The sequence below is a fragment of the Spongisporangium articulatum genome (genome assembly GCF_044465595.1).
GTDB classification, from domain to species: Bacteria; Actinomycetota; Actinomycetes; order Actinomycetales; family Kineosporiaceae; genus Spongisporangium; species Spongisporangium articulatum.
Genome location: NZ_JBITLV010000003.1, coordinates 499,823 through 519,940, shown reverse-complemented (window position 1 = coordinate 519,940; position 20,118 = coordinate 499,823). Strand labels below are relative to the sequence as shown.

The window sequence follows — 20,118 nt, the reverse complement described above, 5'->3', positions numbered from 1 at the left end:
CCATGAGCGACAGCACGAGCACCAGCGAAAACCCGTCCATCAGGGTCCGGTTCTGCCCGTCCCCGACCGGCACGCCCCACGTCGGGCTGATCCGGACCGCGTTGTTCAACTGGGCCTACGCCCGGCACACCGGCGGGACGCTGGTCCTGCGGATCGAGGACACCGACGCCGCCCGGGACAGCGAGGAGAGTTACCAGCAGCTGCTGGAGGCCCTGCGCTGGCTCGGCATCGACTGGGACGAGGGGGTCGAGGTCGGCGGTCCGCACGGACCGTACCGGCAGTCGCAGCGCGGCGAGATCTACCGCGAGGTGATCGAGAAGCTGGTCGCCGGCGGGTACCTGTACGAGTCGTTCTCGACGCCCGCCGAGGTCGAGGCCCGGCACGAGGCGGCCGGCCGCGACAAGAAGCTCGGTTACGACAACTTCGACCGGTCGCTCACGCCGCAGCAGCGGGCCGCGTACGTGGCCGAGGGCCGCGAGCCGGTGTGGCGGATGCGCCTGCCCGACACCGACACGACGGTCGAGGACCTGATCCGCGGGCCGGTCACCTTCCCGGCCGGCAGCGTGCCCGACTTCGTGGTGGTCCGGGCCGACGGCAGCCCGCTCTACGCGCTGGTCAACGCGATCGACGACGCCCTGATGGGCATCACCCACGTCCTGCGCGGCGAGGACCTGCTGCCTTCGACGCCTCGCCAGCTGGCCATCTGGACGGCCCTGGTCGAGCTCGGGATCGCTTCGCGCACACCTCTTTTCGGCCACCTGCCCTACGTGATGGGGGAGGGCAACCGGAAGCTGTCCAAGCGGGACCCGCAGTCGAACCTGTTCCACCACCGCGACCGCGGGTTCATCCCCGAGGGCCTGCTGAACTACCTGGCCCTGCTCGGCTGGTCGATCGCCGAGGACCGGGACGTGTTCTCGATGGCCGAGATGGTGGCGGCCTTCGACATCGCCGACGTCAACGCCAACCCGGCCCGGTTCGACGAGAAGAAGGCCGAGGCGATCAATGCCGAGCACGTGCGGCTCCTGCCCCCCGAGGTCTTCCGCGACCGGCTGGTGCCCTACCTGCAGGCGGCCGACGTCCTGCCCGACTCCCCGTCGTCCGAGCAGTTCGCGGTCCTCGACGCGGCGGCACCGCTGGTCCAGACCCGGATGCAGCTGCTGGGCGAGGCGCCGGGCCTGCTCGGCTTCCTCTTCCGCGCCGCCGTCGAGCCGGAGGAGGACGCGCTGGCACAGGTGAGCAAGGACGCCGCCCAGTCGGTCGCCGTCCTCGACGCGGCGCTCGCCGTGCTCGGCTCGGGGGAGTGGACGGCGCCCGCCCTGGAGGAGCGACTGCGCGCGGCCCTGGTCGACGGGCTGGGGATCAAGCCCAAGTTCGCGTTCGGCCCGCTGCGGGTGGCGGTCAGCGGCCGCCGGGTGTCGCCGCCGCTGTTCGAGTCGATGGAGATCCTCGGCCTGGAGGTGTCCCGCACGCGACTCGAGGCGCTGCGGGGGCGACTCGCTGCTGATTTGGGGTGAGGTGTCGCCGACCGCTAGCATCCTTCCTCGGGTCCCTACCGGGTCCCGAGCCTGCTCGCGCAGAGGCGGAACGGCCCGGTTTCAGGTACCCCCATGGGGTATGGTGTAATTGGCAGCACGACTGATTCTGGTTCAGTTAGTCTAGGTTCGAGTCCTGGTACCCCAGCGGCCCCGTTGTGTAGTGGCCTAGCACGCCGCCCTCTCAAGGCGGTAGCGCGGGTTCGAATCCCGTCGGGGCTACATGGAGAAGGCCCCCGGTCCCGTCAGGGACCGGGGGCCTTCTGCTGTCCCTTCCCCTCCGTCGTGATCATGCAGAAACCTCGCGCCGATCATGCAGAAACCTCGCGTCCGTCGGATGCGCGAGGTTTCTGCATGATCACGACGGGCGGCGGAGGGCGTCGGTGAGGCGCTGGGCCGCGGCCAGCACGGCGGTGGCGTGCTGGCGGCCGGGCTGCCGGCTCAGGCGCTCGACGGGCCCGGAGATCGACACCGCGGCGACGACCTTCCCCGACGGGCCGCGGACCGGCGCCGACACCGAGGCGACCCCCGCCTCGCGCTCGCCGACGCTCTGCGCCCACCCGCGCCGGCGCACGGCCGAGAGCGTGGTGGCGGTGAACCGGGCGCCGGTCAGGCCGCGGTGCAGGCGGTCCGGCTCCTCCCAGGCCAGCAGCACCTGGGCGGCCGACCCGGCCAGCATGCTCAGCGCCGACCCGACGGGGATCGAGTCCCGCAGCCCCATCGGACGTTCCGCGGCGGCCACGCAGATGCGCTGGTCGCCCTGACGGCGGAACAGCTGCGCGCTCTCCCCGGTGTGGTCGCGCAGCGAGATGAGCACGGGGCCGGCGGTGGCCAGCAGGCGGTCCTCACCCGCCGCGGCCGCGAGTTCGGCCAGTCGGGGCCCGAGCACGAAACGCCCTTGGACGTCGCGGGTGACGAGCCGATGATGCTCCAGGGCGACCGCCAGCCGGTGGGTCGTCGGCCGGGCGTACCCGGTGGCGGCGACCAGCTGGGCCAGCGTCGCCGGACCGGCCTCCAGGGCGTCGAGCAGCCCCGCGGCCTTGTCCAGCACGCCGACTCCGCTATTGTTGTCCATGTAGCGATATTGACGTCTCATACTCTGAGACGCAACCCCTGCGAACGTACCAACCACGAGGTGATGGGAAATGGGCCGCACGCTGGCCGAGAAGGTCTGGGATCAGCACGTCGTACGTCGGGGCGAGGACGGGGCGCCCGACCTGCTCTACATCGACCTGCACCTGCTCCACGAGGTGACCAGCCCGCAGGCGTTCGAGGGGCTGCGGATGGCCGGCCGCCCGGTCCGGCGGCCCGACCTCACCATCGCCACCGAGGACCACAACACCCCGACCCTGAACATCGACCAGCCGATCGCGGACCCGGTGTCCCGCACGCAGATCGACACGCTGCGCAAGAACTGTGCCGAGTTCGGCGTCCGGCTGCACCCGCTGGGTGACGTCGAGCAGGGCATCGTGCACGTCGTCGGCCCGCAGCTGGGCCTGACCCAGCCCGGTCTGACCGTGGTCTGCGGCGACTCTCACACGTCGACGCACGGCGCGTTCGGCGGGCTGGCGTTCGGCATCGGCACGAGCGAGGTGGAGCACGTGCTGGCCACGCAGACGCTGCCGCTGAAGCCGTTCAAGACCATGGCGATCACCGTGAACGGCAGTCTCCCCGAGGGTTCCACCGCCAAGGACATCATCCTCGCGGTGATCGCGCGGATCGGGACCGGCGGCGGCCAGGGCTACGTCCTGGAGTACCGCGGCCAGGCCATCCGCGAGCTCTCGATGGAGGGCCGGATGACGATCTGCAACATGTCGATCGAGGCCGGGGCCCGGGCGGGCATGGTCGCGCCGGACGAGAAGACCTTCGAGTACCTCAAGGGCCGCCCGCACGCCCCGCAGGGCGCCGACTGGGATGCGGCGCTCGCCGCGTGGAGCGAGCTGCACACCGACGAGGACGCCACGTTCGACGCCGAAGTCGTGCTCGACGCGGCCACTCTCGAGCCGTTCGTCACCTGGGGCACCAACCCGGGGCAGGGCCTGCCGCTGTCCGGCCAGGTGCCCGATCCGGCGGCCATCGCGGACGACGACGAGCGGGGCGCGGCCGAGCGCGCGTTGGAGTACATGGACCTGAAGGCCGGGACGCCGCTGCGCGACATCTCCGTGGACACGGTCTTCATCGGCTCCTGCACCAACGGCCGGATCGAGGACCTGCGCGCCGCTGCGGCCGTCGTCGAGGGGCGGCACAAGGCGGACAGCGTGCGGGTTCTCGTCGTGCCCGGTTCGGCCCGGGTGCGCCTGCAGGCCGAGGCCGAGGGGCTGGACAAGGTGTTCACCGAGTTCGGTGCCGAGTGGCGCCAGGCCGGGTGCTCGATGTGCCTGGGCATGAACCCGGACCAGCTCGCGCCGGGGGAGCGCAGCGCCTCCACCTCCAACCGCAACTTCGAGGGTCGGCAGGGCAAGGGTGGTCGTACGCACCTGGTCTCGCCGCTGGTGGCGGCCGCGACCGCCGTGCGGGGCACCCTGTCCTCGCCCGCCGACCTCGTCGACAGCACGCACTGACCACGAGAACTGAACGGAGCAGACGATGGAGAAGTTCACCACCCACACCGGGATCGGCGTCCCGCTGCGGCGTTCCAACGTGGACACCGACCAGATCATCCCGGCCGTGTACCTGAAGCGGGTCACCCGAACCGGTTTCGAGGACGGGCTGTTCGCCGCCTGGCGCAACGACCCCGGTTTCGTGCTCAACCAGGCGCCCTACCGGAACGGTTCCGTGCTCGTGGCCGGGCCCGACTTCGGTACGGGATCCTCTCGGGAGCACGCGGTCTGGGCCCTGAAGGACTACGGCTTCCGGGCCGTGCTGTCCCCGCGCTTCGCCGACATCTTCCGCGGCAACTCCGGTAAGCAGGGCCTGCTGACCGGGGTCGTCTCGAACGAGGACGTCGAGAAGCTGTGGACGGCGCTGGAGGCGGACCCCGGTGCCGAGGTGACGGTCGACCTCGTCGAGCGGGTCGCGACATGCGGCGGCCTGGCGGTGCCTTTCGAGGTCGACGACTACACCCGCTGGCGGCTGATGGAGGGTCTGGACGACATCGGGCTCACCCTGCAGCACGTGTCGGACATCGATTCCTATGAATCTTCGCGGCCCACGTTCAAGCCGAAAACGCTGCCGATTCCCTGACCGCATCCCCTGTGCCGCAGCCATTTTCCCTGTGAAAATGGCTGCGGCACAGTGCTTTACCGATGCGTACCGATTTGCCGGGCCCGTCGGGGGCGGCGCGCCGGGCGGCCTGGGGATGCGCGGATGTGCTTGACACGCAACGAATTTATGTCCCGTCCTGTTGGATTTCTGCACCCCTACACCCGTACCTTCGTCTCCGACAACGGGCGCAGGCCCGGAACCGCCCCCCGGAGGAAGACCGTGAACAAGGCAGACATCGTCGAGGCACTGCACGCGAAGTTGGGCAGCCGCCAGGCCGCCAACGACGCCCTCGACGCCGTGATCGACACCATCACCCGCGCCGTGGTCCGTGGCGAGAAGGTGACGATCAGCGGCTTCGGGTCGTTCGAGAAGGCCGTGCGCAACGCGCGGACCGGTCGTAACCCGCGCACCGGCGAGCGAGTTCGCATCCGCAAGACCTCCGTGCCGCGCTTCCGCGCCGGCACGTCGTTCAAGCAGTTCGTCGCCGAGCCGCGCACGCTGCCCAAGGCCACCGCCGAGGGTCGCGCGGTCACGACCCGGGGCGCCACCGCGGCCCCGGCGCCGGCGAAGACGACGGCGAAGAAGACCACGACCAAGGCCGCCGTGAAGAAGACGGCGACCAAGGCGCCGGCCAAGAAGGTCGCCACCAAGGCCACCCCGGCCAAGACCACCGTCAAGAAGGTCGCCGCCAAGGCGCCGGCCAAGAAGGTCGCCACCAAGGCCACCGCCACGAAGACGACGACGGCGCGCAAGACCACCGCCACGAAGGCCCCGGCCAAGAAGGTCGCGACCAAGGCCACCCCGGCGAAGACCACCGTCAAGAAGGTCGCCGCCAAGGCTCCGGCCAAGAAGGCGCCCGCGAAGACCGTGGCCAAGAAGGCCCCGGCCAAGCGCACGCCGGCCAAGCGCACCGCTCGCTGAGAGGGTTCTGAGCCCCGGCTCTGGGGCACAGCTCTGCCGCAGCACTGCACGAGTGCGACCGCCGTGGGTAGTACTCCCACGGCGGTCGCACTACTTTGGCGACCCGTTCAGGCGGTGGGACGGGCGTGGGATTGGGAACCCGGCGGGAAGGTGCGCGAGTATGGCGGGCATGAACGACGTCCTCACCGTCCACGGTGGAACTCCGCTGGTGGGCAGCCTGGCCGTGCGCGGCGCCAAGAACTTCGTCTCGAAGGCCATGGTGGCCGCCCTGCTGGGGGAGGGGCCGAGCGTGCTGCGCAACGTCCCGCAGATCCGGGACGTGACCGTGGTCACCGGGCTGCTGGAACTGCACGGCGTCCAGGTGGAGGACGTTCAGGGCCCGGAGAGCGAACTGCGCCTCGACCCGGCCAACGTCGACCACGCCCACGTCGCCGACATCGACGCCCACGCCGGCTCCAGCCGCATCCCGATCCTGTTCTGCGGCCCCCTGTTGCACCGACTGGGTGAGGCGTTCATCCCCGACCTCGGCGGCTGCCGGATCGGCGACCGGCCGATCAACTACCACCTCGACGTGCTGCGCCAGTTCGGCGCCGTGGTCGACAAGATGCCCAACGGCATCTCGCTGAAGGCCCCGAACGGCCTGCAGGGCACCAAGCTCGAGCTGCCCTACCCCAGCGTCGGGAGCACCGAGCAGGTGCTGCTGACCGCCGTGCGGGCCGAGGGCGTCACGGAGTTGCGCAACGCGGCCATCGAGCCCGAGATCATGGACCTGATCGCGGTGCTGCAGAAGATGGGCGCCATCATCAGCGTCGACACCGACCGGACCATCCGGATCGAGGGGGTCGACCGGCTCAGCGGTTTCACGCACACGGCGCTGCCCGACCGGATCGAGGCCGCCTCCTGGGCGTGCGCCGCGCTGGCCACCAAGGGCGACATCATGGTCCACGGCGCCCGGCAGACCGAGATGATGACGTTCCTCAACGTGTTCCGGAAGGTCGGCGGCGAGCTCGACATCCGCGACGAGGGCATCCGGTTCTCCCACCCCGGCGGCGCCCTGAACTCGCTGGTCCTCGAGACCGACGTCCACCCGGGCTTCATGACCGACTGGCAGCAGCCGCTGGTCGTCGCCCTGACCCAGGCCTCGGGCCTGTCGATCGTGCACGAGACGGTCTACGAGAACCGGTTCGGGTTCACGGCCGCCCTGCGCGACATGGGCGCCCAGATCCAGCTGTACCGCGAGTGCCTCGGTGGGCGGGCCTGCCGGTTCGGGGCGCGCAACTTCCAGCACTCCGCGGTGATCAGCGGTCCGGCCAAGCTGCACGGCGCCGACATCACCGTGCCCGACCTGCGCGGCGGGTTCAGCCACCTGATCGCCGCGCTGGCCGCCGAGGGCACGTCGCGGGTGCGCGGGATCGGGCTGATCGACCGGGGTTACGAGCACTTCCAGACCAAACTGGAGTCGCTCGGTGCCAACTACGAGCGCGGCTGAGGCGTCACAGTTCGCGGCGGGGGACGGTCTCCAGCCACATCTCGTCGACCGCGTCACCCGCCGGCGACAGCTCGACGGCCAGGCGCTGACCGACCCGCAGCCGCCGTAACCCGCTGCGCAGGAACGTGCCCAGGTCGAACGGGAGCACCAGCCCGGCGTCCGTGATCACCGCGCCGCTGCCGCTCGCCTCGTCGAACCGGTGCACCGTCGCCTGCATGCGGGCCAACCTACTGCCCGGCGAGCGCCTCCCGGGTCCGCGGGCCGAGCCCGAGGCGGGCGGCGGCGTCCAGGTCGGCGGGCGTGTCGACGTCCCGGCGCAGCCCCGGCAGGTCGAGCGCCAGCTCGACGGCCCCGACGGCCCGGTGGGCGGCCGCGGAATCCGCGCCGAAGCGGGGCACGAGCGCGTCCGGACGACGTCCCGCCAGCAGGACCGTCCCCTCGCCGTCCGCGTCGGGCACGAACGCCAGGGGATGGGCCGCGCAGGCGGCCAGGGCCGCGTCCAGGTCGCCCGGGCGCAGGGCGGGCAGGTCGCCGAGCAGGACGGCGGTCGCGCCCTGCGCAACGGCCGCGCCGGCCGCCACCGCACCGTTCAGGCCCCCGTGGGCCGGTTCCTCGACCACCTGCGCGCTCAGGGACACCGCCTCCGCGCCCAGCCCGGCGTCCGGGGTGACCACGAGGACGCGGGCCACGGTGGAGGCCGCCAGGACCGACGTGAGGCAGTCCAGCGCGATGGCGCGGGCCAGGCCGGTGGGCGCGTGCAGCCGGGACTTGGCATGCGGGCCGCCCTTGAGCGGGAGGATGACGGTCCAGGTGCGCGGCACGCCCCGATCATCACCCGAGACGTCGCTCACGGCGCGCGCGGGGCCCGTCCAGGGCGTATATGTCATGCTCATCTGCGCGCCCGGTGGGCCGCGAGGGACCGACGACGGAGTCAGGAGAGGTGCGTGCCACGCCGTAAGCCGCGCAAGATCGGCGCCGGGTACCGGATCGCCGTCCTCGTGCTGCGGCCTCTGCTGATGGCGCTCACCCGGCGGCACTGGCGGGGGAGTGAGAACCTGCCGGCCCACGGCGGGTTCATCATCGTGGTGAACCACATCTCGCACGCCGACCCGTTCACGTTCGGGCACTTCCTGTACGACAACGGCCACCTGCCGCGCTACTTGACGAAGTCGACCGTCTTCGAGACCCCGTTCTTCGGCTGGATCGTGCGCAACGCCCAGCAGATCCCGGTGTACCGCGAGACCGCCGACGCGCAGAAGGCCTACCGGGCGGCCATCGAGGCCCTCGACCGGGGGCAGTGCGTCGCGATCTACCCCGAGGGGACCCTGACCCGCGACCCGCAGCTGTGGCCGATGTCCGGCAAGACCGGGGCGGCCCGGCTGGCGCTGGCCACCGGGTACCCGTTGCTGCCGGCCGCGCAGTGGGGTGCGCACGAGATCCTGCCGCCGTACGCGCACCGGCCCCGCCTGCTGCCTCGCCACGACGTGTACGTGACGTTGGGACCGCCCGTCGACCTGTCGGCGTTCGAGGGGCAGGAGCTGACCGGCCCCGTCCTGACCGCCGCCACCGACACGGTGATGGACGCGATCACCGCGTTGCTGGCCGAGATCCGGCAGGAGCCGCCCCCCGCCGTCCGGTGGGACCCACGCACCAGCGCACTGCCCCGCACGGGAAATCCAGCTCGACGAGCCAACACACGACGGAAGGCGGCCGGATGACCCGGGTTGCGGTGATGGGGACCGGTTCCTGGGGGACGACGTTCGGGATGGTGCTCGCGGACGCCGGCGCGCAGGTGACGATGTGGGGTCGCCGGTCCGTGGTCTGCGAGGAGATCGAGAAGGAGCACCGCAACAGCGAGTACCTGGGCGAGCTGACGCTGCCCGACGCCGTGCGGGCCAGCACCGACCCCGCGGCGGCCCTGGACGGCGCCGACATCGTGGTGCTCGCCGTCCCGTCCCAGAAGCTGCGCGAGAACCTCGCGCACTGGCGGGATCTCGTGCCGGCGGAGGCCGTCCTGGTCAGCCTGATGAAGGGCGTCGAGCACGGCTCGCTGCTGCGGATGAGCGAGGTGATCGTCGCGGGGCTGGGGGCGCACCAGGACCGCGTGGCGGTCGTCTCCGGCCCGAACCTGGCCCGCGAGATCGCCGCCCGGCAGCCGACCGCCACGGTCGTCGCCTGCCCCGACCAGGACGTCGCCGAGCACGTCGCCGAGGCCTGCTCCACGGGCTACTTCCGGCCCTACACCAATCACGACGTGATCGGGGTGGAGCTCGGCGGGGCGGTGAAGAACGTGATCGGCCTGGCCGTGGGCATCGCCGACGGGATGGGCCTGGGCGACAACTCGAAGGCCTCGATCATCACCCGCGGGCTGGTCGAGACCACCCGGCTGGGTGTGGCTCTCGGCGCCGAGCCCGGCACGTTCGCGGGGTTGGCCGGGATGGGCGACCTGGTGGCCACGTGCGCGTCGCCGCTGTCCCGGAACCGGACCTTCGGCGAGCACCTGGGCCAGGGGATGAGCGTGGAGGAGGTCGTCAAGATCACGAAACAGACCGCCGAGGGCGTGAAGTCGTGCGGGCCGATCCTCGAGCTGGCCACCGCGCACGGCGTCGAGATGCCGATCGTGCAGCAGGTCACCGAGCTGATCGAGGGCCGCGTGACGCTCGACCAGATGATCCCGCGGATGTTCTCCCGGGCCCGCAAACCCGAGCTCCAGTAGGGGCCTCGGCCGTCGGGCCTCCGGCTACCCGCGCGAGTGGTCGAGGGCCTGGGACAGGTCCGCCCACAGGTCCTCGACGTCCTCGACCCCCACGGACAGCCGGATCAGCGCGTCGGGCACCGCGGGCGACTCGGCCGGGTACCGGCGCCGCCGCTCCAGCGACGACTCCACCCCGCCCAGGCTGGTCGCGTGCATCCACAGCCGGGTTTCCGCGCAGACCCGTTCGGCCGCCTCGGCCCCGCCGTACACCTCGACGCTGACGATGGCGCCGTAGCCGGACATCTGCGCGCTCGCCCGGGCGTGCCCCGGGTCGTCGGGCAGGGACGGGTGCCGCACCCGCTCCACCGCGTCGTGCCCCTGCAGCCGGCGGGCCAGCTCGGCCGCGTTGGCCCCGGCCCGCTCGACCCGCAGGGCCAGCGTCCGCAGCCCGCGCAGCACCAGCCACGCCTCCCACGGGCCGGCCAGCGCCCCGCCGAGAGTCCGCTGCCCGTAGAGCTTCTCGTACAGCGCGTCGTCCCGGACGACGGCGGCGCCGAGCAGCACGTCGGAGTGCCCGCCGAGGTACTTCGTGGCCGAGTGCAGGCTGACGTCGGCGCCCAGGTCGAGCGGGCGCTGCAGCAGCGGGGTGGCGAACGTGTTGTCGACCGCGACCCGGCAGCCGACCTCGTGCGCCGCCTCGATCAGGGCGGGCAGCTCCGCGACCTCGAGCAGCGGGTTGGTCGGGCTCTCCAGCAGCAGGAGGTCCGCCGGGGCCGGGTCGTCGGCGGAGGCGGCGGGGGCGAGGGCGGCCAGCACGGCGGACGTATCCGCGATCGGCACCTCCCGGTGCCGCACCCGGCCGCTCGTGTGCAGCTGGGCCAGGAGGGCGGCCGTGCCGGAGTAGGGCGCCCGCGGGGCGACCACGACCCCGCCGACCGGCACCAGGTCGACCACGGCGCTGATCGCGGCCATCCCCGACCCGAAGGCCAGCGCCCGCCCGCCGCCCTCGAGGGCGGCCAGCGCCTCCTCCAGGGCGGTCCAGGTCGGGTTGTCGAACCGGCCGTAGACCATCGACCAGTCGTCGCCGGTGCCGATCGCGCCGGGCCGGGCCCGGTAGGTCGAGGTGAGGACGACGGGCGCGTTGACCGGGTTGCCGGTCTCGGCGGCGGGCCGCCCCGCGGTGACGGCGAGCGTCGCGGGGGCAAGGGACGAGGGGGCCGCCGGCCGGTCGCCGGGCGTCTCGGTCATGGTCTTGAGCTAAGCAGAGTCGCGGGCTCCTGGCGCCCGCACCCGGCCGGACGGGTCAGCTCGAGGAGGGCACGTCGTCCAGGTCGGTGCAGTGCCTGCCCTGCGGCAACGGCTTCACGGCGCCCGCCAGGGCGGCCATCGCCCCGGGGGCCTGCTCGCGGCTGATGGACTTCGGCACGCTGACCTCGACGGCGGGTTCCCGACCGAAGGTGGTGAACACGTAGGCGGTGCCGGTCTCGTCGAAGATCCAGTCGACGTCGTCCGTGGTGATGCACGGCGAGGTGGTGGCCGTCGGCGGGGTCACGCCGCAGCGCAGGACGATGGTGTGCCCGGCGTGCTCCCCCCAGGCGGTGGCCCCCCGCGCGGCCGAGTCGGCGTGCTTCAGACCGAGCAGGGTCGCGGGCACCTTGTTCAGGAGGCGCGTGCAGGCGGGGGCGCTGGAGCTCGGCCCGGGCTGGACGGCGGCGGAACCGGACGACGAGCCGGAGCACCCGGCCAGGACCAGGACGGCCACCGACGCGACGAGCGCCCTCACGGCGCTCAGAGGTGGACGACGGTGCAGGTCAGCGTTCGGGTGATGCCCTTGACGTCCTGGATCCGGGCGATCACCAGTTGGCCCAGCGCGTCCATGCTGGGGGCCTCGACGCGGGCGATCACGTCGTAGGGGCCGGTGACGTCCTCGGCCATCGTCACGCCGGACAGCGAGCGGATCTCGTCGGCCACCTGGGACGACTGCCCCACCTCGGTCTGGATGAGTACGTAGGCCTGAACGAGCACTGTCTTCTCCCTCTTCTTCTACCCCCGAAAAGCCCGGAACCGTCGAGAACGGTGCCCGACCGACCGGTCACGCTACCGTGTGCCGCGTGGCGGCAGAATCGGTGGGGTCGCCGGCTGAATCCGCGGGGTCGCTGGGGGAGGACCGCCTGGTCGCCTCCGTGCTGGCCCGGGTGACCGGTGCGGACGCCCCGGCCGGGGTCGGCCTCGTCGTCGGGCCCGGCGACGACGCCGCCGTGCTCGCCCCGCCGGTGGGCGGACTCGTGCTGAGCACCGACACCCTCGTCGAGGGCCAGGACTTCCGGACGGCGTGGAGCTCGGGCGCGGACGTCGGGGCCAAGGCGGCCGCACAGAATTTCGCCGACATCGCGGCGATGGGGGCCCGGCCGGTCGCGCTGCTGGTCAGCCTCTCGATGCCGGGCGGGACCCCTGCCGGGTGGGTGGAGGATCTGTCGGCCGGGGTCGCGGCCGAGTGCGCGCGGGCCGGGGCTGCGCTGGTGGGGGGCGACGTCTCGGCGGCCTCGGAGGTCGTCGTCACCGGGACGGCGGTCGGCGCCACCGACGGTGTCGCGCCGGTGCTGCGCTCGGGGGCCCGGGTCGGGGACGTCGTCGCTCTCTGCGGCGAGACGGGGCCGGCTGCAGCGGGTCTCGCGTTGCTCGAGACCGGCACCACGCACAGCGAGGAGTTCGCGCGGCTGCTGGCCGCGCAACGCCGTCCGGTACCGCCCTACGCGGCGGGGCCGGCGGCCGCCCGGGCCGGCGCCACGGCCCTGATCGACACCAGCGACGGGCTCGTCCGCGATGCCGCCCGCATCGCCCGCGCGTCCGGCGTCCGGCTCGACCTGGACCCGGCCGCGCTCGAGCCGGCCCCCGACCTGGTCGCGCCGGCGGAGAGGCTCGGCGCCGACGCGCGCACCTGGGTGCTCACGGGTGGCGAGGACCACGCCCTCCTCGCGTGCTTCCCGGCCGGGACGGCGCTGCCGCCCGGCTACCGCGCGATCGGGACGGTGGTCGAGGGCTCGGACGGCCCACCGGTCCTGTTCGGCGGCCTGCCCTGGCGAGGTGGCTCGGGCTGGACCCACTGGGCCTGACCCGCTGACCAGGTCGGGACATCGGGCTGGTGGCAGGTCTGGTGGCAGCTGACACACCGTCCTGGTGCACGCAGCCTGCCACCAGGGCTGCCATCACGGGACGAGCACTTCATGATCGCTGCAGGGGTGACTGAACGATTCGTGCAGCCACGACGACCGGATCATCCAGTGATCTACGCAGATCGCCCGGGTGGCCTGACGAACGACGAACAGCCCGCCCACCGCGACGGGTGGAACGGGCTGGACGTGCGGGTGGTGCCGGCGACCCGAAGGTCAGCGAGCGACCTTGCCGGCCTTCAGGCAGGAGGTGCACACGTTGACGCGCTTGGGGGTGCCGCCGACGACGGTGCGGACCCGCTGGATGTTCGGGTTCCAGCGACGCTTCGTGCGGCGGTGGGAGTGGGAGATGCTGTGACCGAAGCTCGGTCCCTTGCCGCAGACCTCGCAGTTGGCAGCCACGGTTAACTCCTGAACGTCGAGCGGTAGTCGATAGGTGCTGCCCAGGCGGCCCTGGCCGGGCGCGAGCAACCGGTACAGGCTAGCCGAGGGGGGCCGTCTCGCCCAAACCGCGGTCCGGTGGGGTGCCGCTTGGCACTCGCTCCGCTCGCCGGGCGGCGCCAGATACAGTCCCCGGAACATCCGGGGACGGGCTGGAGGGCATTCTGAGAGGCCAAAGATGCTGCACGCGGTGAGCACGGTCTCGGCCCGGCGGTGGGCCGTCGCCGCCCTGGGGGCGCTCGGCGAGGCGCGCGAGGAGATCGACGCCCTGAACGTGTTCCCGGTTCCCGACGGCGACACCGGTACCAACATGTACCTGACCCTGGAGGCGGCCGTGATGGCCGCGGCCACCGTGCCCGAGGACGCTCCCGTGGGCCGCCTGGCCGACGCCTTCGCCCGCGGCGCGCTGCTGGGCGCCCGGGGCAACTCGGGCGTGATCGGGGCTCAGATGCTGCGGGGCTGGGCCGACGTCCTGGCCGACCGGGACCGGCTCGACGCGGCGGCCGCCGTCCAGGGCCTGCAACGGGCCGACGAGCAGGCCTGGAAGGCCGTCAACGACCCGGTCGAGGGCACCATTCTGAGCGTGAGCCGGGCGGCGGCCCAGGCCGCGGCGGAGGCCCTGCGCGGCGGCGGCGAGGGCGGCCGGCTGCGCGAGGTGGTCGAGGCGGCGGTCGGGGCGGCCCGGGCGGCGCTGGCCCGCACTCCCGAGCAGCTGCCCGCGCTGGCCGCGGCCGGGGTGGTGGACGCCGGGGGCCGGGGCTTCGTCGTCGTCCTGGAGAGCCTGCTCGACATGCTGAGCGGCGCCTCCCGCAACCGCCCGTCCCGGGCCCGCGGTGGGCGTCCGGCGTCGAGGGGCCTGCGGCCCGCGCTGCCCGCCGTCCCCCTGTCGACCTGCGACCACCTGACCGCCGGCGGCCCCGGCTACGAGGTGATGTACCTGCTGAACGCCGACGACGCGGCGATCGCCCGGCTGCGGCCCAGACTGTCGGAGCTCGGTGATTCCCTGGTCGTCGTGGGCGGCAGCGGGTTGTGGAACGTGCACGTGCACGTGCACGACCCGGGGGCGGCCATCGAGGCCGCGCTCGACTTCGGCCGGCCGCACCGCATCCGGGTCTCGCACTTCTCCGAGCACGACACCTCGCATCAGGGGCACGTGCCCGAGGAGCCCCGCCCCCTCGAGGGCAAGGGGCTCGTGGCCTGTGCCGCCGGCCCCGGGCTGGAGGAGCTGTTCGCCTCCGCCGGGGCGCTCGTCGTCCCGGGCGGGCCCGGGCGGCGCCCGTCGACCGCGCAGCTGCTGGCCGCCGTCCGGCGGACCGGGGCCCACGAGGTGGCGGTGCTGCCCAACGACGGCGACACGCACTCGGTCGCGCAGGCCGCCGCCGTGGCGGCCCGCGCCGAGGGGGTGCGGGTGACCGTGCTGCCCACCCGGGCGCAGGTGCAGGGGTTGGCCGCGGTCGCCGTCCACGACCCCGCGCGGGACTTCCAGGACGACGTGGTCGCCATGTCCTCGGCGGCCGGCCAGGCCCGCGACGGTGCGGTGACGGTGGCGGTCAAGGCCGGGCTGACGACGGCGGGGGAGTGCCGCGAGGGTGACGTGCTCGGCGTGGTGGACGGTGACTTCGCGGTCATCGGGTCCGACCTGGAGGCCGTGGCGGTGCAGGTGGTCGAGAACCTGCTGACCGGCGGTGGCGAGCTGGTGACGCTCGTGGTCGGCGCGGGTGGCCACGACGGGCTGGGCAAGGCCGTGGCCGCGCACCTGCACCGGACCAACCCGCGGGTCGAGGTGAGCGTGCTCGCGGGCGGTCAGCCGAGGTATCCCCTGCTGGTCGGTGTCGAGTGACCCCGACCGATCCGACCGATCCGAGCGATCCGGCCGACCAGCTCGCGCTCCCGCTGAAGCGTTCCGTCGCAGCCGGTTCCGCGGCCAAGCTGGAGAAGAGCCTCGGCCTGCACACGGTCGGCGACCTGTTGCGGCACTACCCGCGCCGGTACCTGAAGCTGAACGAGCTGACCCGCGTCGCGGACCTGCCGCTGGAGCAGCTCGTCACGATGGTCGGCGAGGTCGAGAGGGTCGACGTGCGCCAGATGCAGAGCCGGCGCGGCAAGATCATGAACGTCGTGGTCGGCGACGCCGACGGGCAACGCCTGAACCTGACCTTCTTCAACCGCATCCACTACTACGAGCGGGTGCTGAAACCCGGTGTGCGGGGCGTGTTCACGGGCAAGGTGAGCGTCTACCGGGGCAACCGGCAGCTGGCCCAGCCCACGTTCCAGGCCATCGAAGACACGTTCGGGGAGACCTGGCGCGAGGGCGTCCCGTTGAACCAGGTGCTGCCCGTTTACCCGGCCTCCGAGAAGGGCGGCCTCGACTCGGGCGCGATCCAGCGGACGGTCGCGCTGGTCCTCGACGGCCTGACCGAGCTGCCCGACCCGATCCCGGCGGACGTGCGCGCCCGCCACGGGCTGGTGGGGCTGCGGGAGGCCTTCGAGCTGGTGCACCGGCCGCCGTCGATCGAGGCCGCCTACGAGCAGGGCCTGCACCGGCTCCGCTTCGAGGAGGCCTACGTCATGCAGGCCGCCCTGGCCCGGCGGCGCGTGGTGGACGGCGCGCAGCCGGCGGTGCCGCGCCGGGCCGTGGCCGGCGGGCTGGTCGAGGCGCTCGATGCGAAGTTGCCGTTCGCGCTGACCACCGGGCAGGCGGAGATCGGGGCGACGATTGCGGCGGACCTGGCGGAGGCGCACCCGATGCACCGCCTGCTGCAGGGTGAGGTCGGCTCGGGCAAGACGCTCGTCGCGCTGCGCGCGATGCTCGCGGTGGTGGACGCCGGGGGTCAGGCCGCGCTGCTGGCCCCCACCGAGGTGCTCGCCGCCCAGCACCACCGGTCGATCTCCGGACTGCTCGGTGACCTCGCCCTGGGTGGCCTGGCGGGGCTGGGCACGCGGGTGACGCTGCTGACCGGGTCGCTCAACGCGGCGTCGCGGCGGCGCGCGCTGCTGGAGGCGGCGTCGGGAGAGGCGGGCATCGTGGTCGGTACGCACGCGCTGCTGGCCGACAAGGTGCAGTTCGCCGACCTCGGCCTGGTGGTCGTCGACGAGCAGCACCGGTTCGGCGTCGAGCAGCGGGATGCGTTGCGGGGCAAGGGTTCCGGTGATGACCCGGCCGTTCCGCACCTGCTGGTGATGACCGCGACGCCGATCCCGCGGACAGTCGCGATGACGGTCTTCGGCGACCTCGAGGTGTCGAGCCTGACGGAGCTGCCGAAGGGCCGGGCGCCGATTGCGACACACGTCGTCCCGGAGGGGGACCGGCGCTGGGTGGGCCGGGTCTGGCAGCGGGTCGCGGAGGAGGCCGGCCAGGGGCACCAGGCCTTCGTGGTGTGCCCCCGCATCGGCGAGGACGAGGGCCCCGACGACCCGGACGACGCGGACGAGCTGGAGCCGGTGGCCGAGGATCCCGGCGGCGCGGCGGCGCGGCGCCCCGCCCGCGGCTGTGTGGCCGTCCTGGCCGAGCTGCGCGAGCGCCCGGAACTGGCCGGGTTGTCGATCGAGCTGCTGCACGGGCGGATGGCCGCCGAGGCGCGGGACGACGTGATGCGCCGGTTCGCCGCCGGGCAGGTCGACGTGCTCGTCGCCACCACGGTGATCGAGGTCGGGGTCGACGTGCCGAACGCGACCGTGATGGTCGTGGTGGACGCCGACCGCTTCGGCGTCTCGCAGCTGCACCAGCTGCGCGGGCGCATCGGTCGCGGGTCGGCGCCCGGGCTGGCCCTGCTCATCACCGAGGTCGACGAGGGACCGGCGCGGGAGCGGCTCGACGCGGTGGCCGCGACCACCGACGGCTTCGAGCTGGCCCGCGTCGACCTGGAGCAGCGCCGCGAGGGTGACGTGCTCGGCAACCGCCAGTCGGGCGGCCGGTCGTCCCTGCGGCTCCTGCGGGTGTTGCGGGATGAGAAGCTGATCGAGGAGGCGCGGCACGAGGCGGTCGCCGTGGTCGGTGCCGACCCCGAGCTGCGCGGGCAGCCGGAACTGCGCGACGCGATGCAGGTCTGGCTGGACGCCGAGCGCGAGATCTACCTCGAACGCGGCTGACGGAACGGCCGGAGGAACGGAGAGGGATGACCCGGATCGTGGCGGGCAGCGTGGGCGGCCGCCGGTTGGTGACGCCCAAGGGCGAGACCACCCGGCCGACGAGCGAGCGGGTGCGCGAGGCGTTGTTCGGCTCGATCGAGTCGCAGGGGCTGCTGAACGGCGCGACCGTGCTCGACCTCTACTGCGGGTCGGGGGCGCTGGCGCTGGAGGCGATCAGCCGCGGCGCGGCGTCCGCCGTCCTCGTCGATGCCTCCCGGGAGGCGGTGCAGGCGGCCCGGGAGAACGTGGCCGCCCTCGGCGTCCAGCGGGTGACGGTCGTCCTGTCGTCGGTGCAGCGCTACCTGGCCAACCCGGCCGGCACCCCGTCGTCCCTCGTGTTCGCCGACCCGCCCTACGCGATGCCCCAGGACGAGTTGTCCGGCGTCCTGGCCGACCTGGTCGGTCACGGCTGGCTGGCGGCCGGGGGCCGGCTGCTCGTCGAGCGCAGCTCGCGGTCGGTGGAGCCGGTCTGGCCGGCGGGCGTCGTGCGTCACGACGTGCGCCGCTACGGCGAGACGGCCGTGTGGCACGGGAGACTGACCTCGTGAGCGAGCAGAGCCTGCACCGTGCCGTCTGCCCGGGTAGCTACGACCCGGTGACCAACGGGCACATCGACGTCGTCCGCCGCGCCGCCGCGCTGTTCGACGAGGTGGTGGTCGCGGTGTTGACCAACCCCGCCAAGCGCCCGACCTTCACGCTCGAGGAGCGGCTCGACCTGCTGCAGCAGACGGTGGGCGACCTCGACGGCGTGTCCGTGGCCGCGGTGCACGACGGCCTGCTGGTCGACTACTGCACGAAGATCGGCGCCCAGGCGGTGGTGAAGGGCCTGCGCAGCGGCACCGACTTCGCCTACGAGCTGCCGATGGCACTGATGAACCGGCACCTCACGGGCCTGGAGACCGTCTTCCTGCCCGGGGAGCCTGCCTTCGAGCACGTGTCCTCGAGCCTCGTGAAGGAGGTGGCCGGCCACGGCGGTGACGTGTCCGGCCTGGTGCCCGACGTCGTCCTGGCGCGCCTCCTGGAACGTCTGGGCTGATATCGCCACACTGGTGGTGGTCGATGACGCTTGCCCGTCCGTGGGCGATTCAGGAGGTGTGCCCGGTGAGTCTGCGCCGAACCCTCGACACGCTGTCGGCGACCGTGGGGCGCGCGGCCTCGGTGCCGCTGTCGGCGTCCTGCATCGTCAACCGCGCCGAGATCCTCTCGCTGGTCGAGCGGGCCAAGGCCGAGCTGCCCGCCGAGCTCGACGAGGCGGCGGCCCTGCTGGTGGCCCACCAGCAGGTGATCGAGGATGCCGAGAACGACCGTGACCAGCTGCTGGCCGACGCCCGCGCCCAGGTCGAGGAACTCGTCTCCGAGGCGGCGGTCGTGGCCACGGCCAACGCCCGCGCCCAGCAGATCCTCGACGCGGCCCGCGAGGAGGCGGCCCGCCTGCTGCGCCAGGCCGACGAGTACTGCGACGGCAAGCTGGCCGCGTTCGAGACCGACCTGGAGCGCCTGACCGGCCAGGTCCGGCGCGGCCGCGACCGGTTGCGCGAGCGCAGCGACCTCGACGACCTGCGTCGGGGCCTCGCCCCCCAGGGCCGTGAGGCTCAGGGCCGCGAGCCCGAGGTCGAGGGGAAGACGGTGCTGCCGGTCACGGGGGCGATCGACATGGCCGCCGTGGCCCGGGCCACCCGCCCGGCCGCCCGTGGGGCCTCCGCCGCCGACGAGCCGTACGACGGGCAGGCCCAGGCCAGCCCCGGTTCGGAGCACGACGACGACATTCCGGACGACCCGTTCCCGACCCAGGGGGGCCGGCGCGAGGGTGCGAGCCGGGTGATCGACCTGACCGCCGTGGAGGAGGGCGCCACGACGGGAAGGTGAGCAGATTTGGGTAGGCGTGCACGGCTGCCCTAAACTGCTCCTTCGGTTCTGCCAGCACCACACAGGAGCACCCCATCCGCCTCGACCCGCGCTCACCCCTGGTTCTCGACACCCGCGAACTGGGGCGGCGCCCCGGTCAGATGCGGGTGGTCCAGCGCGCCGTGCACGCGCCGGCGGAACTCGGTACCGAGTTCGTCGGGGTGCCCGAAGGCGCCGACATCGAGCTGGATCTGCGGCTCGAGGCGGTGATGGAGGGCGTCCTGGTCAGCGGTTCGGTGCACGCGCCGGTCCTCGGCGAGTGCGTCCGGTGCCTCGGCGAGGTCAGTTTCGACCTCGACGTCGAGCTGACCGAGCTCTTCGCCTACCCGGACCGGGTGGTCGAGGACGAGGACGACGAGGTGCGCGAGCTGCAGGACGAGCTGATCGACCTGGAGCCCGCCCTGCGCGACGCGGTGGTGCTCGCACTGCCGTTCCAACCGGTGTGCCGGGAGGACTGCGCCGGCCTGTGCTCCGAATGCGGAGTACGGCTGGACGACCACCCGGGGCACGTGCACGACGTGGCCGACCCCCGGTGGGCCGCCCTGGAGGGTCTGCTCGCCGAGAGTGGGCCCGCCACCCAGAACGCACCGTCCGGGCCGGAAGCCCCGGACGAGACGAAGGAGAGCTGACAGC

The 20,118-nt window shown here is 73.0% G+C and carries 21 protein-coding genes and 2 tRNA genes; 16 read left to right on the top strand and 7 right to left on the bottom strand.

Annotation, left to right across the window (positions count from 1 at the left end; all coding sequences use genetic code 11):
- Positions 1–2: 2 nt before the first annotated feature.
- The 3 genes from gltX (at position 3) to ACIB24_RS12055 (ending at position 1,754) form a co-directional block, all read left to right on the top strand.
- Positions 3–1,514 (top strand): glutamate--tRNA ligase, encoded by a 1,512-nt coding sequence (gltX, locus tag ACIB24_RS12065; RefSeq protein WP_398280152.1) that lies wholly within the window; start codon positions 3–5, stop codon positions 1,512–1,514.
- Between the two features lie 94 nt (positions 1,515–1,608).
- A tRNA-Gln gene (locus ACIB24_RS12060) sits at positions 1,609–1,680 on the top strand.
- Position 1,681: 1 nt separating this feature from the next.
- Positions 1,682–1,754 (top strand) — tRNA-Glu (locus tag ACIB24_RS12055).
- A 136-nt stretch (positions 1,755–1,890) separates the two neighbouring features.
- On the opposite strand, the gene ACIB24_RS12050 is transcribed toward ACIB24_RS12055, so the two are convergent.
- Positions 1,891–2,607, bottom strand: a complete 717-nt coding sequence (locus ACIB24_RS12050; protein WP_398280149.1) for an IclR family transcriptional regulator — start codon at positions 2,605–2,607, stop codon at positions 1,891–1,893.
- Positions 2,608–2,677: 70 nt separating this feature from the next.
- Here ACIB24_RS12050 and leuC point away from each other — a divergent pair, with 70 nt between their 5' ends.
- The 4 genes from leuC (at position 2,678) to murA (ending at position 7,146) form a co-directional block, all read left to right on the top strand.
- Positions 2,678–4,093 carry a 3-isopropylmalate dehydratase large subunit gene (gene leuC, locus ACIB24_RS12045; protein WP_398280146.1) on the top strand — a complete coding sequence of 472 codons (1,416 nt, stop codon included), beginning with the start codon at positions 2,678–2,680 and terminating at the stop codon, positions 4,091–4,093.
- Positions 4,094–4,118: 25 nt separating this feature from the next.
- Entirely contained in the window at positions 4,119–4,715 is a 597-nt protein-coding gene (gene leuD, locus ACIB24_RS12040; RefSeq protein WP_398280143.1) for a 3-isopropylmalate dehydratase small subunit, read from the top strand.
- 240 nt (positions 4,716–4,955) lie between these two features.
- Positions 4,956–5,657 (top strand): HU family DNA-binding protein, encoded by a 702-nt coding sequence (locus tag ACIB24_RS12035; protein WP_398280140.1) that lies wholly within the window; start codon positions 4,956–4,958, stop codon positions 5,655–5,657.
- Between the two features lie 169 nt (positions 5,658–5,826).
- The gene (gene murA, locus ACIB24_RS12030) at positions 5,827–7,146 is read left to right on the top strand and encodes a UDP-N-acetylglucosamine 1-carboxyvinyltransferase (RefSeq protein WP_398280137.1); all 1,320 of its coding nucleotides are present in this window, start codon (positions 5,827–5,829) and stop codon (positions 7,144–7,146) included.
- Between the two features lie 4 nt (positions 7,147–7,150).
- On the opposite strand, the gene ACIB24_RS12025 is transcribed toward murA, so the two are convergent.
- On the bottom strand, positions 7,151–7,363 hold the full coding sequence (locus ACIB24_RS12025; protein ID WP_398280134.1) for a hypothetical protein: 213 nt from the start codon (positions 7,361–7,363) through the stop codon (positions 7,151–7,153).
- Positions 7,364–7,373: 10 nt separating this feature from the next.
- Positions 7,374–7,967 (bottom strand): 2-phospho-L-lactate guanylyltransferase, encoded by a 594-nt coding sequence (cofC, locus tag ACIB24_RS12020; RefSeq protein WP_398280131.1) that lies wholly within the window; start codon positions 7,965–7,967, stop codon positions 7,374–7,376.
- A gap of 123 nt (positions 7,968–8,090) precedes the next feature.
- On the opposite strand from cofC, the gene ACIB24_RS12015 reads away from it, so the two are divergent.
- Both ACIB24_RS12015 and ACIB24_RS12010 read left to right on the top strand, forming a co-directional pair.
- A complete protein-coding gene (locus ACIB24_RS12015; protein WP_398280128.1) occupies positions 8,091–8,864 on the top strand; it encodes a lysophospholipid acyltransferase family protein in 774 nt (257 codons plus the stop codon).
- Positions 8,861–9,862, top strand: coding sequence for an NAD(P)H-dependent glycerol-3-phosphate dehydrogenase (locus ACIB24_RS12010; RefSeq protein WP_398280126.1), 1,002 nt, complete (start codon positions 8,861–8,863; stop codon positions 9,860–9,862). The genes ACIB24_RS12015 and ACIB24_RS12010 overlap by 4 nt, the downstream gene beginning before the upstream one ends.
- 24 nt (positions 9,863–9,886) lie before the next feature.
- Here ACIB24_RS12010 and ACIB24_RS12005 read toward each other — a convergent pair whose 3' ends face one another.
- Genes ACIB24_RS12005 through ACIB24_RS11995 form a run of 3 tightly spaced genes read right to left on the bottom strand, consistent with a single transcriptional unit; the run spans position 9,887 to position 11,866 of the window.
- Positions 9,887–11,089, bottom strand: coding sequence for a trans-sulfuration enzyme family protein (locus ACIB24_RS12005; RefSeq protein WP_398280123.1), 1,203 nt, complete (start codon positions 11,087–11,089; stop codon positions 9,887–9,889).
- Between the two features lie 55 nt (positions 11,090–11,144).
- Positions 11,145–11,624 (bottom strand): DUF3515 family protein, encoded by a 480-nt coding sequence (locus tag ACIB24_RS12000; RefSeq protein WP_398280120.1) that lies wholly within the window; start codon positions 11,622–11,624, stop codon positions 11,145–11,147.
- A gap of 5 nt (positions 11,625–11,629) precedes the next feature.
- Positions 11,630–11,866, bottom strand: a complete 237-nt coding sequence (locus ACIB24_RS11995; protein WP_398280117.1) for an Lrp/AsnC family transcriptional regulator — start codon at positions 11,864–11,866, stop codon at positions 11,630–11,632.
- A gap of 86 nt (positions 11,867–11,952) precedes the next feature.
- Here ACIB24_RS11995 and ACIB24_RS11990 point away from each other — a divergent pair, with 86 nt between their 5' ends.
- Complete coding sequence (locus ACIB24_RS11990) at positions 11,953–12,954, top strand: thiamine-phosphate kinase (protein WP_398280114.1); 1,002 nt, start codon at positions 11,953–11,955, stop codon at positions 12,952–12,954.
- 273 nt (positions 12,955–13,227) lie between these two features.
- Here ACIB24_RS11990 and rpmB read toward each other — a convergent pair whose 3' ends face one another.
- Positions 13,228–13,413, bottom strand: a complete 186-nt coding sequence (gene rpmB, locus ACIB24_RS11985; protein ID WP_398280111.1) for a 50S ribosomal protein L28 — start codon at positions 13,411–13,413, stop codon at positions 13,228–13,230.
- 229 nt (positions 13,414–13,642) lie between these two features.
- On the opposite strand from rpmB, the gene ACIB24_RS11980 reads away from it, so the two are divergent.
- From ACIB24_RS11980 to ACIB24_RS11955, 6 genes are all read left to right on the top strand, one after another.
- Entirely contained in the window at positions 13,643–15,292 is a 1,650-nt protein-coding gene (locus ACIB24_RS11980; protein ID WP_398280108.1) for a DAK2 domain-containing protein, read from the top strand.
- Entirely contained in the window at positions 15,289–17,541 is a 2,253-nt protein-coding gene (locus tag ACIB24_RS11975; RefSeq protein ID WP_398280105.1) for an ATP-dependent DNA helicase RecG, read from the top strand. The genes ACIB24_RS11980 and ACIB24_RS11975 overlap by 4 nt, the downstream gene beginning before the upstream one ends.
- Before the next feature lie 26 nt (positions 17,542–17,567).
- Complete coding sequence (gene rsmD / locus ACIB24_RS11970; RefSeq protein WP_398280102.1) at positions 17,568–18,128, top strand: 16S rRNA (guanine(966)-N(2))-methyltransferase RsmD; 561 nt, start codon at positions 17,568–17,570, stop codon at positions 18,126–18,128.
- Positions 18,125–18,616, top strand: a complete 492-nt coding sequence (gene coaD / locus ACIB24_RS11965; protein ID WP_398280099.1) for a pantetheine-phosphate adenylyltransferase — start codon at positions 18,125–18,127, stop codon at positions 18,614–18,616. The genes rsmD and coaD overlap by 4 nt, the downstream gene beginning before the upstream one ends.
- Before the next feature lie 65 nt (positions 18,617–18,681).
- The gene (locus tag ACIB24_RS11960) at positions 18,682–19,446 is read left to right on the top strand and encodes a hypothetical protein (protein ID WP_398280096.1); all 765 of its coding nucleotides are present in this window, start codon (positions 18,682–18,684) and stop codon (positions 19,444–19,446) included.
- 140 nt (positions 19,447–19,586) lie between these two features.
- The gene (locus ACIB24_RS11955; RefSeq protein ID WP_398280093.1) at positions 19,587–20,114 is read left to right on the top strand and encodes a YceD family protein; all 528 of its coding nucleotides are present in this window, start codon (positions 19,587–19,589) and stop codon (positions 20,112–20,114) included.
- The last annotated feature ends 4 nt before the right edge of the window (positions 20,115–20,118 follow it).

What these genes read in the sequence shown, in the direction of transcription:
- ACIB24_RS12010 (WP_398280126.1), top strand. Translation starts at nt 8,861, where the DNA reads ATGACCCGGGTTGCGGTGATGGGGACCGGTTCCTGGGGGACGACGTTC.
- ACIB24_RS11955 (WP_398280093.1), top strand. Translation starts at nt 19,587, where the DNA reads ATGCGGGTGGTCCAGCGCGCCGTGCACGCGCCGGCGGAACTCGGTACC.
- leuC (WP_398280146.1), top strand. Translation starts at nt 2,678, where the DNA reads ATGGGCCGCACGCTGGCCGAGAAGGTCTGGGATCAGCACGTCGTACGT.
- leuD (WP_398280143.1), top strand. Translation starts at nt 4,119, where the DNA reads ATGGAGAAGTTCACCACCCACACCGGGATCGGCGTCCCGCTGCGGCGT.
- gltX (WP_398280152.1), top strand. Translation starts at nt 3, where the DNA reads ATGAGCGACAGCACGAGCACCAGCGAAAACCCGTCCATCAGGGTCCGG.
- ACIB24_RS12050 (WP_398280149.1), bottom strand. Translation starts at nt 2,607, where the DNA reads ATGGACAACAATAGCGGAGTCGGCGTGCTGGACAAGGCCGCGGGGCTG.
- ACIB24_RS12005 (WP_398280123.1), bottom strand. Translation starts at nt 11,089, where the DNA reads ATGACCGAGACGCCCGGCGACCGGCCGGCGGCCCCCTCGTCCCTTGCC.
- rsmD (WP_398280102.1), top strand. Translation starts at nt 17,568, where the DNA reads ATGACCCGGATCGTGGCGGGCAGCGTGGGCGGCCGCCGGTTGGTGACG.
- ACIB24_RS12025 (WP_398280134.1), bottom strand. Translation starts at nt 7,363, where the DNA reads ATGCAGGCGACGGTGCACCGGTTCGACGAGGCGAGCGGCAGCGGCGCG.
- murA (WP_398280137.1), top strand. Translation starts at nt 5,827, where the DNA reads ATGAACGACGTCCTCACCGTCCACGGTGGAACTCCGCTGGTGGGCAGC.